Consider the following 15,013-nt stretch of genomic DNA (forward strand, 5'->3'; position numbering starts at 1 on the left):
CCAATTTATCGTGTCACATCAAGGTGATTTTTTCTGTGGAGTACTCTGTGGAAAGCCACATAGGGAGTCTCACCTGAGAGTACAAAGAGAGATGCCTGAAAGGTGAATTTTAGAAAACTTGCAAAAAATCACGCTTTTCTCCATAATATAGGGCTTTTTGAGAAGGAGGATTTATGTCACTGTCACTTAAACCACTTCAGAATTTTCGTGGTCGTCCTGGACCACTTCTTCTTATTATCATGGATGGGATAGGCCTTGGCAAGCCAACCGAGGGCAATGCGGTGTACAAAGCCCATACCCCAATCCTGGACAGGCTCTTCAAGATGCCCCTTTATACGGAATTGCAGGCTCATGGGACGGCGGTTGGTCTTCCGAGTGATGAGGATATGGGCAATAGCGAGGTAGGGCACAATGCCCTTGGAGCTGGACGTGTGTTTTCTCAGGGGGCTAAACGAGTGAATGAAGCTATCGGGGATGGAAGTATCTTCCAGACAGAGGTTTGGAGAGAACTGGTGGGGCAGGTGAAGTCTTCTGGTGGTACCTTTCATTTTATCGGTCTTCTCTCCGATGGGAATGTGCATTCCCACATCGATCATCTCATTGCCCTTCTCTGGCAAACGGCAAAAGAAGGAATAAAAAAAGCCCGTGTGCATGCCCTTCTGGATGGTCGGGATGTGCCAGAAAAGTCAGCCCTGATATATATTGACAAAATAGAAGCCGTGCTGAAAGAGATTTCCACCAAGTATGGTGTGGATTATCGAATTGCTTCAGGTGGTGGGAGAATGGTGACCACCATGGATCGTTACTTTGCTGATTGGAATATTGTGAAGCGGGGATGGGATGCCCATGTGCTTGGAAAGGGCAGGATGTTTTCTTCTGCCCGTGAGGCTGTAGAAACGATGTACGCTGAGGATCCCAAGATTACCGATCAGTATCTTCCTGCTTTTGTGATTGGAGAAAACGGCAAGCCTGTAGGAACCATCGAAGATGGAGATAGTGTGGTGCTCTTTAACTTCCGTGGAGATAGGGCCATTGAGATTTCCATGGCTTTTGAATATCCTGATTTTGACAAATTTGATCGGGAACGCTATCCCAAGGTGGTCTTCGCCGGAATGATGCAGTATGATGGGGATCTCAAGCTTCCTTCGAGATTTCTTGTTCAGCCCCCTGTGATTACGAAAACGGTGAGTGAGTACATGTGTGCCGCAGGTATTCGAAGCTTTGCTATTTCCGAGACCCAGAAGTTCGGGCATGTGACCTATTTCTGGAATGGAAACCGCTCAGGATACATTGATGAGAAACTGGAAACCTATATTGAAATTCCTTCGGATAAGATCCAGTTTGACAAAGCCCCCGCTATGAAGGCGAACGAAATCACAGAAAAAACGATTGAACTTCTCAGAAGCGGGCAGTACAAGTTTGGCCGTCTTAATTTTGCCAATGGAGACATGGTCGGACATACCGGTGTTATGGAGGCAGCCATTGAGGCCGTGGAAACGGTGGACAGGTGTGTGGGCAGACTTCTTGAAGAGGTGGAAAAGTTAGGTGGTATTGTGGTCGTGACAGCGGATCACGGGAATGCGGACGAAATGTTTACCGAGAAAAATGGCAAACGAGAGGTGAAGACGGCTCATACCCTGAACAAAGTTCCTTTTATTATTGTGGATTATGGCTATCAAAACGAATACCATATGCGACAGCTTCCCAAAGCAGGGCTCTCTAACGTGGCGGCTACTCTTTTGAATCTGCTTGGCTATGAAAAGCCTGAAGAGTATGATCCTTCTCTGATTGAGTTTTAGGAGAAGATATGGGGAGTCTCTATCTTGTTCGACACGGGGAATCGACCTGGAATAATCGCAACTGGTTTACCGGGTGGGTGGATGTGTCTCTCACTCCACGGGGTATTGAAGAAGCCCTTGCCTGTGGGCGAAGCCTTGCCGATGTGGACTTTGATGTGGCCTATACATCCACCTTAGTACGGGCGATGGAGACTCTTCTTCTTGTACTTGCCTTTCAGAAGAAAACCCCTGTGGTGATGTCTCACAGGGGAAAGGAAAAACGGTGGGGACGTATCTATAGTGAGGAAGCCAAACAGGCGGTTCTCCCCATCTACACGGACAGCCGTCTCAATGAGCGCTATTATGGGAGACTTCAGGGATTGAACAAAGAGGAAACAAAAAAGCGCTACGGTGAAGAGCAATTTACCCTCTGGAGACGGAGTTATGATGTGCCACCACCTGGTGGGGAGTCGCTTGAGATGACAGCCAAACGCACTATTCCTTTCTTCAAACGGGTGATTGTACCGGCAGTACAGGCAGGCAAGAAAGTGATTGTGAGTGCCCATGGGAATAGTTTGCGGTCTATTGTGATGCTTCTTGATCATCTCTCTCCAGAAGAGGTGGTTCATCTTGAGATACCTCATGCCACGCCTCTTGTCTATCACTGGGACAATGGCTGGAAAAAGGAGTAACCTGTGAGTGAGAAAAAGACACTACAAAAAACAAAAGTACCGGTGAGGCAGAGACCAGCGGAAGAGAGAATTCATGACTTTGGGGAGGTAGAACTTCTGTACTCTCCTGATGAGGCGAAGAAAGAGGCTCTCCGTTGTCTTCAGTGCAAGAATCCCCCTTGTGTGGAAGATTGTCCTGTGCATATCAAGATCCCCCAGTTTATTCAAAAGATTGTCGATGAACGAGTCGATGAGGCTATTGCTATTATCCTTGAGGATAACCCCCTTCCTTCGGTGTGTGGGCGGGTTTGTCCTCAGGAGATTCAGTGTCAGAAGCGCTGTACCATGGGTCGTGTGGGGGACCCTGTTCAAATAGGAAAGTTAGAGCGGTTTGTGGGGGATACCACACAAAAAAGGGTGGTGAAAGCAAACAGGACGGGGAAACGGGTGGCTGTGATTGGTTCTGGTCCTGCTTCCCTCACCTGTGCGGGAGAGCTTGCACGGCTTGGCCATGAGGTGGTGGTGTTTGAGGCCCTCCACGGTTTGGGAGGAGTTCTTCTCTACGGTATCCCGGAGTTTCGCTTGCCCAAAGAGGTATTGCAAAGAGAGATAGCTTACTTGGAAGAGCTCGGGGTTGAGTTTCAGACCAATGTGCTTGTAGGAAGAACGATCACCTTTGAGGAGCTTCAGAGGGATTTTCATGCCATATTTTTGGGGACAGGAGCAGGGCTTCCCAAATACCTTCATATTCCCGGGGAGAATCTTCGAGATGTCTTTTCGGCCAATGAGTTTCTTACCCGTATCAATTTGATGAAAGCCTACCATTTTGGATTGTATGATACGCCATTAGAGGTGAAAGGAGATGTGGTGGTGATTGGTGGGGGAAACGTGGCTATGGATGCGGCCAGGAGTGCTCTGCGGATGGGGGCTCGTTCGGTGACAGTGGTCTATCGTCGCGGTAGAGAAGAGATGCCGGCCCGTGTGGAAGAGATTGCTCATGCGGAGGAAGAAGGGGTTCGATTCCACTTTTTAGCGGCTCCGGTGAAGATAGAAGGGAATGAAGAGGGGAATGTGGTTTCTCTCACCTGCCAGCGCATGGTTTTAGGAGAACCTGATGAACGGGGGAGAAGGTGTTTTCTGCCGGTGGAGGGGGACTACTTCACCCTGCCGGCTAATATGGTAATCAATGCTATTGGACTTGATACCAATCGAATCCTTCTTGAGAGTATCAAGGGGCTTTCTCTCGATGCTAAGGGGCACGTGGTTGTCGATGAGGATCTCCAGACGTCTCTTCCCGGGGTGTTTGCTGGAGGAGATGTGGTTCTTGGAGCCGCCACGGTGATTCTTGCGGCTGGTCATGGGAAACAGGCGGCAAAGGCTATAGACAGATTTCTGTCAAAGGCATAGAAAAATTCTTCTTTTTTCTTCACTTTTTTCTTTGCCCTGTCGTATAATATAATGAGGCATGTGGTGGGAGGTTGGTATGCCAAGATCGTCTTTTTTTCTTTTTCTTCTCAATATCTTCTTTGTTTCCTGTGCGCTGAGAGATTATATGAATCAACCTGTGCTGAAGGATGTGTATGATGGGCCAATGGTAATGCTCATCTCTCCAATGAGTGGGAATGCCTATCCTGGGAGAATACGGGTAGTAGCCGATGTTACGGAACAGGAAGGATTGGGGGATATTGAGGTGGTCTATGATGGGAAAATGGACCGAATAAGTACCGGGGGAACTCCCTTTTATCATCTTGAGCATGAGATAGGATTTTCTTCAAGCGGATGGAAAACGATAGAACTTCGGGCGTATAATCGGGTAGGGGTGAAAAGGACGGTTTTTGTGGATGTGAATGTCATAGGTCCCCGTATTCGGGTGACCAATGACTTTGCCCAGTGGGGTGAGACCTATACGTCTGCCCTTTCTCTCACCTTGAGAGGAGTGGTGTCCAATGGTCTTACCAATCTGGACAGGGTGTATGTGAGGGTGGAGAGGCCATCGCAAATTGACGAATACACGGCGACGTTAGTAGGACCCGATGGGTGGGAGGTAAGTGTTCCTCTTGTGGCCAATCAGGATGTGAAAGTGGTCGCCTGTGCCGTGGACAAGGCGGGTGTGAGAGCTGAGGACAAATCCATCACCATCTATCAGGATAGTCGTGGGCCTCAGATAGGGGAGTTATTCCGTCCTGCGAATGGGACTACTGAAGGGATGATGGTGGTGTTTGAGGGAAGGGCCCAGGATGACAAGGTAGGGGTGGAGAAGATTGTCTGGACAACAAATAACTGGATTACTTTCTCTTCAAACAATCTTGGTGGCTGGTGGGGGAACAGGGATATTCTCGAATTCAGCTTTGAAGAATGGATGGAGCCTGCTTCTTATACCCTTCGTTATTACTTTGCGGATTTTCTCGGCAATCCGTCGGTGACCAATACCATCACCTTTACCGTGGACGGCATGTTTCCTTTTGTATACATTAGCGGACCTGATGGCTGGCGGTGTACCAATCAGGTGTCTTTTCCTCTTTTCGGGGAATATTCCAATGCGATAGCGGTACAATACTCTCTCAATGGTGGACCCTGGCAGAATGTGAGCCAGTTTGGAACAGGAAAATGGACCAATATAACCAACTATGTGGCCAATGCAGAGAACACCATTCGCCTGAGGGCCACAGATGGTCCTCATACCAATGTTTCTCCTCTTTATCGTTTCCTCATTGATACTCTTCCTCCCCAGTTGACGTTGTATGATACAGGAGGGAGTCTTATTGTGAATCGTTCTACTGTTCGTCGAAGGCTTCGTGTAGAGGACAATTTCTCTGGTATTCGCTACTTCTATGATACCCTGAAGGGGAAGTGGGGATATGGTGGGATGGGATACCTTGTGGAGAATAGAACCAACGAATGGCTTGGAAATTTCTATGAGGACGATGGGACAAGGGATTTTCCTTTTGGAGCGGTGATAACCAATGATATTGTCCTGGTGGATAGGGCCGGGAATAGTAGTAGTTATTCCCGTACGGTGGAGGTCTATCCTGCTATTTTTGTCACCCCGGCGGGGGGTGGAACCTATGGAATTGCCTCTGATCCTCTTCAGGCTTATACTGGAGTGGAGAGAGCAAAGAGCCTCGGGGTGAGAACGGTGGTATTTTCAGAAGGGTTACATACGCTCTCATCTTCGCTTGTTCCTGCTAACAATATGATACTTGCCGGAGGGTTTACGCCGGATTTCACCTCTTCGATGGGAGGAGCGACTCTTCTGAAACGGTCAGGGGGGAGAGTTATTGAGGTGAAGAATGTTTCAGGGGTTGCCCTTTTGAAGTTAGTGATTGCAGGTAGTGGGCAACTCACAGAAGATGGTCCTCTCTGGGTGAGTAATGGAACAGTGTATGTGATGAATGCTATCTTCTCCAACAATCAGGGGAGAAGGGGGGCTGCGATTTATGCTCAGGCCTCTCAGGTAGGAGTGGTAAGTAATCTTTTCACCAACAACCTGACGAGGGATTTTGGGGTTTTCTATGGAGTGGGGTCGCTCTATTTTGGCGTGGAGAACAAGTATATCAACAACAAGACTCAGGCTTTCTCCAACTGGGATGCCCAGCTTCTTTTAGTGGTGGGAGCGGCCGTGATCAGTAATCATATGTTTTATCTCTATGAAGGACTGCCAGGGCAGGAGAATAAAGTGCTCATCGATGTCTATGCAAGGGATCTTGGAACGTTTCTTCTTCATAACTCTGTCTTTTCAAGCATTCTGGTTTCTACCAATGCGGCCCATCTCTGGCTTTCGGGGAATATGCAGCAAACAAGTATTCTTTCCAATACCTTTGTGGGCAATATCAAATATCTCATGGTAAAAGAGGGTGGTTGGGGTGGTTATCAACTCCGGGGAAATCGTGTGTACACCAACGCTTTTCTTGTTCTGTGGGCTGAATTGCTCCCTGCCTCGACAAATATCATCTGGTTTACCAATATGCCAGATTTCAATAATCCCCTGAAGACGAGGGCTACCCCGGATTCAAGCGATAACGAGGGGCTTTAGTCAGGGGAAAAGGGAATGGAGGCAAAGTACTCAGGATAGATGCGGCGGTAGAAGGCAGCATTTTGCCAGATAACCTTGACATAGTCTCTTGTTTCTTCATAGGGGATGCATTCGATCCACAGAGGGGAGCGGAAAGCATAACGTTGTCTCCAGGTATTGACAGCCCCTTCTCCAGCATTGTAGGCGGCTATAGCAAAGGGAATCCAGCCATAGCGCCGGAAAAGATACGTATAGAAGGTATTGCCGAGGAGAATGTTGTCATCATAATCATAGGGGGTGAGTTCTGTTTTTTTGAGGTTCTGGGCAAGTTGATGGGCTGTTCCTGGCATGAGCTGGGCGTATCCATAAGCCCCGGCGAGGGAGACTACGTCTTTTCTGAAGTGGCTTTCTTGTCTGTAGGCTGAGAGAACCCACAGCGCGTGGTTGGTGTTGGAGAATGAGGGGAGAATATCCACAAGGGGGGAAAGGGGGAAAAGTCGTCTCTGCCATTCAGAAGGGAGAAGGACAATGCCCTCCCGTCCGGTGTAGCGCCGAACGGCAAAGTCAAGGCGGGAAAGAGCAATGCCGACAGCATCCGCCTTTTCGTAGAGTTCATAGCCATACCAGGCAAAACGATAGCGATTTTCGGGATTGGCTAACTCTCTATCCAGATAGGCACAGAGTTCTCTTGGGTAGTTTGTCCAGGGAGTATTCGACAGGGAAAGGAGCCTGTCAAAGAGAAGGCGCTGTTCTGAAGACAGGGAAAAGTGAGTGGAGAAAAAGCCTTGCTGGTATTGTTTCAGATCGTTGGTAAAGGTTGCGGCAAAGGGTATCTCCCCTGTGATATCGGCTAACGCTAAACTTCGCAGAAGCCTCTGTTGAAGAGAGGAGGTGAGTAAGGTATTGGTGGCATTTGTGTACCAGTTGCTGAAGACATGGGGGTAGAGGTGATGAAGAGGGGTGGCATATTCCTGTGCCACCCACCATTCGTAGGTATAAGGATAATCAGAAAGGATCCGGAGAAGAACGGGATAGGCCTCTGCGGTTTGCAGGTTTTCGAGAAGGAGAAGAGCCCGAACAAGCAAAAAGGTTTGATGAGGGGTTTTTTCTTCTCTTCTGATAAGCCAGGAGAGAAGTCGTGGATCGTTTTTTTCAACAAGAAGACGAAAGGCAAAAAGAGCCACATCCCGGTTTATGATAGTGCTTTCATTGGCTTCGTACCATGAGAGGAGCATTTCATTCTTTCCCTGTCTGGAAAGACTCCTCGCATATTCAAAATGGAAGACAGACCCAAACTTCTGGATGCCACTTCCGGCAATCTTTTCAGCTAAGGAATAAGCCTTAAGCTGATTGGCCCAGCTTAGAGCTTTCTGATAATCTTCGAGAGAAACAAGGGAGGAGGAAAGGGCTTTTTCAATGATGGAGATTGCCTTAGAAGTTTCTTTGCTGGCAACGGCATATTCGACCTCAGCTATCCATTTGCGGGAGAGGGGAAGAGAAGGAAGATAACTTTCGGCCAAACGGGTTCTGGTGGTGGAGGGAAGCCTGCTGAGGTAAGACCAGAGGAGAGGAAGGCTTGATGGGGGAAGGTTAGAGAGAGCCTCCAGCTGGTTGGTAAACACAGGCCAGGTAATAGTAAGAAGAATGCGATTGGAAAGAAGAAGGGGAAGAGAAGACGGTTCTTTTTCTAAAAACTGTTTCCATGCCTGGTAGGAAGAGGAAAGAAAAGAATACTCCTGTGGTGGTGAGAGAGTGGGCTCAAGCATCCAGCTTTGCCAGAAAAGACTTTCGATGAGATTGGTGGAAAAAAAGGGGTTGCTTTTTGCCAAAAGTAGCCAGTTGGTCATCGAAGGAAGAACAAGAGTGGTGTTGGTGGGGAGAGGCTTCTCTAGAAGTTTCTGGACAAGAAACGAGAGCAGAAATTGAGAAAGGACGTCTTTGTGTTCGAAGGGAAGCTGACTGGCAACACTCCAGGCTTTTTCAGGGTTTTCTACCATCAGAAGAGATTGAGCGAGAATATAGTTTTCCTCAAAGGTACGATTGGTTTTTGTGAGAAGAGCGGAGACCACCTGTCGATAACTCCCCCTCTGATAGAGGGAAAGTGGTTCACGGGGTTGTTCTGATGGCAATATGGTCATGGCAAAAAGAAGAAAACCAATCATGTTGACTCCTCAAAAAAAGTGTTTGAATGGCTATAAGTATACAGAAAAAGGGGAAAAAATACCAGATTTTGGGGTGAAGGAGAGGTTTTCTCTCACCAGCCGGTGGGGTGGTCTTTTTGGCGGTGGCTATTACTTTGTTTCAGCAAATACCCTTTGTTTAGCTGAAACATGGTCATAGTCTATATCACAGACATGTGTTCAAAAGCGACTATCTCATTTTCCACCAGATACCAGGACAAGGAACTTTTTGTTCTTTCCCTGTTCATAGGAAATATGAAAAGAGGTATTCAGTCTGATATGTGGAACGACATGGAACGACAGGCAAGAGAAATGAATTTGACATTTTTTTTTGCCAATATTATAATATCTTGGATATAAAAAATTTTGTTGAAGTTTAAGTTTTATGATTTTATGGTAAGTTGATATTCGAAGAGAAAAGTTTGAGGCGAAGAAAATACAAAATCAAAATTTACAGTAAATGGCTGGGACGATTGAGGAAAAAAGGTTTGTTTTATAAGAATAAAGGTGTTTTGTTAAAGTGTAAAAAAGAATATATTTTATATATGGAATGGACTGAATTTATTTTTTATGGAAAGAAAAGACAGTCCTCGCGTTTTTTCGGGGAAATGTGAAGATAAAACTTTTATGGTGGCCCTTAAAAGTTTAAGGGAGAAGAGACTATAAATTTGAAGAGGAGAAAAAGGTAGATGAAACTATGGTCTATTTCGACGACTGTTAGAAATCCTGAAAGGTTGAGAAACTTTTTGCAAGTTTTGAAATTATTAGAAGGTCAACCGTTTGATAAGGAACATCAAAAAAAATATCAAATTTTGTTGATTCAAAATAGATATTATATTCCTAAGCAGATACCTGATAAATTTAAACACTATTATCAAAATATTGAATCAGAAATGCCTTATGAAGTAGCAGAGAAAATTTTTAGTTTTCAAGAATACGAAGACCCTGCCATGCGAGGAAGACAATCTGTAAATCCACTTAATAAATTAGGTTTTTGTATTGCAAGAGAAAGTATTGGAAATATAATAATAACTGAGCTAGGTAACCAATTTCTGGAAGATGAATATGATATTTCATATATATTCTTGAAATCTCTTTTAAAGCTACAATTTCCTAATCCCTGGAGTTCTGATTTTTCGAAAAATGATGGCTTTGATGTTCAACCTTTAATTGCTACAATGCATCTTATTGATGAAGTGAATAAAAAAAGTAAAGAGAAAAAAGGATTAACACAAACCGAATTTTCTCTTTTTGTTCCTTCACTTATAAATTATAAACTTATTCCAGAATATACAAACAAAATATTTGAATATCGAAAGACAGAAAACAAAGAAGAATTTATCAAAAATTTTGCAAAAGAATTTTATAAAACAGATAAACTAAAAAATGAACAAATTAAAAATTTTTTTGAATACGGTGACAATATAATGCGTTATTTTCGGTTAACAAAATTGTTTAAGGTTACAACAGATAAATTCGGAGGAAATTGGGCTATCGATTTAGAACCTTCAAGAAGAACAGAAATAGATCAAATTTTAACTACCTTTTCTGGTCAGGCTTTAGAGTTTAAAAAATTGGATGACTATATAAGGTATATTACAGATATTACTTTGCCTAAATTACCTTTTGAAGAAATTGAAAATTTAAAAGCTATCGCAAAAAATTTGATGGAAGATATTAAAAATAACCGAGAATTGAAGGATGAAGAAAAAGAACTTTTAAGTACGGATTTCAATAAATATTCTAAAAATGAGTTAAATGTTTTTATTGAAAAATTAAGAATATTAAATCTCAATATAAAAAATAGAGACTACAAAAATTATTTAAAAAATAATATTAATGAAATTCAAAATATAATTAATAGTTTGAAAAATTTTAAAGAAATCAAAAAATATGAACCAGAAAAATTTGAAAAATTAATTACAGATGCATTGAGAATTTTGAATGACGAAATAGAAATAAGACCAAATTATCCCGTTGATGATAACGGTGAACCTATTAGTCATGCTTCCGGAAAAAAGCCTGATATAGAATGTTTTTACCAAAATTATAATGCTATTTGTGAAGTAACATTAGAGACTTCAAATTTCCAGTGGATAAAAGAAACGCAACCAGTAATGAGACATTTAAGAGATTTTGAAAAAAAATATTCTGAAAAAAATAATTATTGTTTATTTATTGCTCCAAAAATTCATGTTGATACAGTATATCATTTCTGGATATCAATAAAATATGGTTATGATCAAAAAAAGCAAAATATAATTCCAATTACTACAGAGCAATTTGCTGAAGTACTTGAGATACTCTTGATACTGTGGCAAAGACAAAAAAGATTGTCCCATCTTCAATTAAAAGAATTATATGATTTAATAATTTCAAAAGCAAATGAATTTGAAGGTTATTCTAATTGGATTTCTATTATACCAGATCTCATTAAGGAATGGAAATCAAAGGTTTTGAATTATGGAAACTAATATTATTTATACAGGAGATTGTATAGATATTCTTAATAATAAAATCGAACCCGATTCGATTAATTTAATTTATGCTGATCCACCGTATAATTTATCGGGAAAATCTTTGAACCTGAAAAATAACACAACAGGTGGAGCTTTTTATAAAATGAATGAAAAGTGGGATATATTTAATTATGAAGAATACCTGAAATTTACTGAAAATTGGCTTTTGGGGTGTAAAAGAGTTTTATTAGAAAATGGGAGTTTATATATTTCTTGTACTTATCATAATATTGCAGAAGTAATTTTCATCGCAAAAAACATAGGATTTAAATTGAATAACATTATTACCTGGTATAAAAAAAATGCAATGCCAAATATTACCAAAAGAACTTTTACACATTCGACTGAATTTGTATGCTGGTTTGTAAAAGGAAAAAATTGGATTTTTAATTATGAAGTAATTAAAAATTTCAATCCTAATAAAACTAAAGATGGTAAAGATAAACAATTGAGAGATTTCTTAGATTTCATAGAGTTGCCAATAGTTCAAGGGAAAGAAAGAATAAGGTCTAAAAATGGGCGAGCAATTCACCCAACCCAGAAACCTGAAAAACTTTTAGAACTTGTTATTTTAGCTTCCTCAAATGAAGGAGATACTGTTTTAGATCCATTTTTTGGTACTGGCACAACAGGAGTAGTTGCCCAGCAATTAAAAAGAAAATGGATTGGCATTGAAATAAATCCAGATTATGTCATTATAGCTCAAGATAGAATAAAGTCAGTAATGGAGAATTAAATGTGTAAAATTGATTTAAGACAAGGTGATTGCATAGAATTAATGAAATCTTTGCCCGCTAATTCCGTCAATTTAATTTTTGCAGATCCTCCCTACAATCTTTCCGGAGAAGACTATTTAACAACAAAAAATGGAAAGATTACTAAACTTCATAAAGGAGATTGGGACGTAATTGAAGATATTCATAAATTTAACGAATCTTGGATTCAAGAATGTGTCCGAGTATTATCTGATACTGGTACATTATGGATTAGTGGTACTTTACATAATCATCCGTCAATAGGCGTGATTCTCAAAAAATTGGGTCTCTGGATAATAAATGATGTGATATGGTACAAACCTAATGCCACTCCCTTGTTATCAAGAAATAGATTTGCTCCAGCAACGGAATTGATCTGGGTTGCAAGTAAAACAAAAAATTATTATTTCAATTATGAATTGGCAAAAGAACTTAATGGTGGCAAACAGATGAAGAACTTATGGATTATTAATGCAGAACGACATAAGACAATTCATCCGACGGAAAAACCAGAGTCATTATTAGAAAGAATTATTTTGATTGGAAGTAAAGAAGGAGACACTGTTTTAGATCCTTTTATGGGAAGTGGAACCACGGGGGTAGTTGCCAAAAAATGGGGAAGAAATTTTATAGGATTTGAAATAAGTGAAGAGTACTTTTTTCTTGCTAGAAAAAGAATTGAGGAAACTGAGGTTTTACAAAATCTTTTTAAACTTGTGTAGAGGTTATTCGTATCTTTTTGTAATATAAGACCTCTATCTAAAAGATTCTCCAGATTGTATCACAAAAACCTTTCAAATCTCTCCTTTGATGCTTTGCATATCGGACACACCTCTGGTGGATTTTCCCTGGCACAGAGATAGCCACAAACCTTGCATCGCCAGATGGGATAGGCCAGTTTTTCTGTGAGAGGGGTGGTTTCTGTTTTTTTCTTTTTTTCTTTTTTCCGTCTATCGGGGATGGAGGAGAGTTTTTTCTTCCCGTCGATTACCTCCTGAGAGACATAGAGACCACAATAGCAGGTGCCGTAGTCGATGAGATCCGGATCACGGTAATCACAGGGACAGATGATGTCCAGGTCTTCTTCTTTGATGCCTGTAGAGAGACGACAGGGACAGCTTGGATAACCGTATCTCTCTTCGTTAATGAGGAGGCTTTCGACAAGTTCTTTGGTGAAGGCTTCATCGGGATTCAAGTGGTATCCACTAGCTTCGGCTTCTTTTTTGAGTTTCTGGTAAAGTGCATCAATACGTTCTTTGTTCATAGTTTCCCCCTTGTTTTTATGAAAGATTTTTTCGGATATCCTCTTCTTCAAAGCCAATGATACAGGTTTTGTTGTTGAGAACAAGCGTCGGATAGGAACAATCAGCGTTCCATTTGGTGAGTTCTGCAAGGGTTTCTTTTTTGCTGTCCACATCGAGGAGGTCAACATACACATATTCATAGGCTACCCCAAGTTCTTCTAAAAGGCGACGGGTTTTTCTGCACCAGATACAGGTGCTGAGGGCAAAGAGTTTGATGTCTCCTTTGTCTTTTCCTGCAACCTTTTCAAAGGGTATCATAATAGTTTCCTCCTTGTGTGGGTCTTTTTCCCCTTCAGTGTAAGAGAGGGAGAGTTTTCTGTCAAATATGGAAAAAGAAGCAGGAGAAGACTTTTCCTCAGGAAGGGTTAAATACATAGAGACCCTTGCAGGGGGGCTTTCTTGCCCTTTTTAGGTCAGGGGCTATGCCCCTCTTCCCCGTTTTTTCTGTTTATAGGGGCTTATTTGTCTTTTCTATTCAAAAAAATAGGATTATTCATTACGAAAAGAAATATTTTTATACTATTTTTTTGTTTTTTTATTCCTTTTTTGAGACCTTCGCACATTCGTGCAAAGACCTCACCTATGTATGGGTTTCCAGTTTTTTTCTTCTTGGAAAGGTTTTGGAGAAGAAGCCTAGAAGATTAAAAAATGCTTAGTTATTACTTTGTCTCAGCTAAAAGCTCCCTTTTGCTGAAACATGGTAATAGCTAAAGTGCAAACTCGGTGCGTGTCCAGAGAAAAAGCGGTAGGTTTTGCTGAAACAAAGTAATAACCAAAGTCTGGAGCCAGCCTTTTCCCTTTCTTCTCCCCTTCTTTTTAATCCCTTCCAAGATCCCTTTCCCCTGAACGAAGAATAAACTCTCTTCAACCATCACTCTTTTTGCGAACGAATATCTAGACAAGAAACCTATTTCCAACTGAAAAGTTTTCCTACTTTTCGAATACTTTTCAGGACAAGAAGTTGGAACACCTCAGGAAAAATCCCAATCGTCGGTACGCCTGTCCTACAGGACGATGGATTCCTGAATGAGCGTCTTGTAAGGAAGCAGAAGCTCTTCCCTATTTATCATCGACAAAAGCTTTTTCATTCGAAGGTCAGAGTCCTGATACAATGAAAAAAGACAAAACTCATCAATGTAGCGCTGAGGGTGTTTTCGACAGCCATGGTGATAAAGGTTTTCAAGTCGGTTAACAAGTTGCTGAAAGATATCAGAAAAAGCTTCAGGGACCTCAAGAATCGCCGCGGTATTTTTACAGGAGAAGAGTGTCTTAAGACTATCGCACGAGATATTCTCTACAAGGTGAATGTGAAAATGGGTGGGAGAGGACGCATTATCACATTCGATAACCTGAAAGGGCCGTTTCTTTTCCCTCTGGACTTTTTTGATGCCAGGGAGAAGAAAAAATTTCCGAAGAAGGTGGCGAAGGTGGTGTTTTTGCCTTGCCGAAAGGGCTCGCATCAGGTTGCGGACCTTGTGGAGAAGTAGCCAGGCGGCTTTGTAGCTTACCCCAAGATGTTTGGCAAGACTCACGCCGTTAACGTTTCCTTCACAGATAATAGCCATAGCGCAGAGCCAGGTTTTGAGAGAAAGATGACTTTTGCGCATGACAGATATGCTTTTGATGGAAAACTGGTAACGGCAATGCCTGCACTGGTAGAGAGGACGACTGGAGAGTCGGTAGGCGGAATTTTCACATCGGGGACAGCGGATTTTTCCGTGCCAGAAGAGATCTTCAAAAAATTGGATAGTCTCTTCTTCGCTGTAGGTGAAAACATCTTTTGTCATAGGAGCC

At 42.2% G+C, this 15,013-nt stretch carries 11 protein-coding genes; 7 read left to right on the plus strand and 4 right to left on the minus strand.

Annotated elements, in window-relative coordinates; genetic code table 11:
* Positions 1 to 173 precede the first annotated feature (173 nt).
* From gpmI to BREVNS_RS09060, 4 genes are all read left to right on the plus strand, one after another.
* Positions 174 to 1,799: a 2,3-bisphosphoglycerate-independent phosphoglycerate mutase gene (gene gpmI, locus BREVNS_RS09045; protein WP_483426686.1), complete on the plus strand. Its 1,626-nt coding sequence runs from the start codon at positions 174 to 176 to the stop codon at positions 1,797 to 1,799.
* Positions 1,800 to 1,807: 8 nt separating this feature from the next.
* Entirely contained in the window at positions 1,808 to 2,470 is a 663-nt protein-coding gene (locus BREVNS_RS09050; RefSeq protein ID WP_483426687.1) for a histidine phosphatase family protein, read from the plus strand.
* Between the two features lie 3 nt (positions 2,471 to 2,473).
* Positions 2,474 to 3,856: an NADPH-dependent glutamate synthase gene (gene gltA / locus BREVNS_RS09055; protein ID WP_483426688.1), complete on the plus strand. Its 1,383-nt coding sequence runs from the start codon at positions 2,474 to 2,476 to the stop codon at positions 3,854 to 3,856.
* 76 nt (positions 3,857 to 3,932) lie between these two features.
* Positions 3,933 to 6,482, plus strand: coding sequence for a hypothetical protein (locus BREVNS_RS09060; RefSeq protein ID WP_483426689.1), 2,550 nt, complete (start codon positions 3,933 to 3,935; stop codon positions 6,480 to 6,482).
* Here BREVNS_RS09060 and BREVNS_RS09065 read toward each other — a convergent pair.
* A complete protein-coding gene (locus BREVNS_RS09065; protein ID WP_483426690.1) occupies positions 6,479 to 8,623 on the minus strand; it encodes a lytic transglycosylase domain-containing protein in 2,145 nt (714 codons plus the stop codon). The two genes, BREVNS_RS09060 and BREVNS_RS09065, sit on opposite strands and share 4 nt — an antisense overlap.
* A 707-nt stretch (positions 8,624 to 9,330) precedes the next feature.
* On the opposite strand from BREVNS_RS09065, the gene BREVNS_RS09070 reads away from it, so the two are divergent.
* Genes BREVNS_RS09070 through BREVNS_RS09080 form a run of 3 tightly spaced genes read left to right on the plus strand, consistent with a single transcriptional unit; the run spans position 9,331 to position 12,637 of the window.
* A complete protein-coding gene (locus BREVNS_RS09070; protein ID WP_483426691.1) occupies positions 9,331 to 11,115 on the plus strand; it encodes an AlwI family type II restriction endonuclease in 1,785 nt (594 codons plus the stop codon).
* Entirely contained in the window at positions 11,105 to 11,896 is a 792-nt protein-coding gene (locus BREVNS_RS09075; RefSeq protein ID WP_483426692.1) for a DNA-methyltransferase, read from the plus strand. The genes BREVNS_RS09070 and BREVNS_RS09075 overlap by 11 nt, the downstream gene beginning before the upstream one ends.
* Positions 11,897 to 12,637 carry a DNA-methyltransferase gene (locus BREVNS_RS09080; RefSeq protein WP_483426693.1) on the plus strand — a complete coding sequence of 247 codons (741 nt, stop codon included), beginning with the start codon at positions 11,897 to 11,899 and terminating at the stop codon, positions 12,635 to 12,637.
* A 59-nt stretch (positions 12,638 to 12,696) separates the two neighbouring features.
* Here BREVNS_RS09080 and BREVNS_RS09085 read toward each other — a convergent pair whose 3' ends face one another.
* The 3 genes from BREVNS_RS09085 to BREVNS_RS09095 form a co-directional block, all read right to left on the minus strand.
* Positions 12,697 to 13,179 carry a ferredoxin-thioredoxin reductase catalytic domain-containing protein gene (locus BREVNS_RS09085; protein WP_483426694.1) on the minus strand — a complete coding sequence of 161 codons (483 nt, stop codon included), beginning with the start codon at positions 13,177 to 13,179 and terminating at the stop codon, positions 12,697 to 12,699.
* 16 nt (positions 13,180 to 13,195) lie between these two features.
* On the minus strand, positions 13,196 to 13,477 hold the full coding sequence (locus BREVNS_RS09090; protein WP_483426695.1) for a glutaredoxin family protein: 282 nt from the start codon (positions 13,475 to 13,477) through the stop codon (positions 13,196 to 13,198).
* A 746-nt stretch (positions 13,478 to 14,223) separates the two neighbouring features.
* Positions 14,224 to 15,006: a transposase gene (locus tag BREVNS_RS09095; RefSeq protein ID WP_483426382.1), complete on the minus strand. Its 783-nt coding sequence runs from the start codon at positions 15,004 to 15,006 to the stop codon at positions 14,224 to 14,226.
* Positions 15,007 to 15,013 lie beyond the last annotated feature (7 nt).

This window comes from Longinema margulisiae (assembly GCF_025266855.1).
Classification (GTDB): Bacteria; Spirochaetota; Brevinematia; order Brevinematales; family Thermospiraceae; genus Thermospira.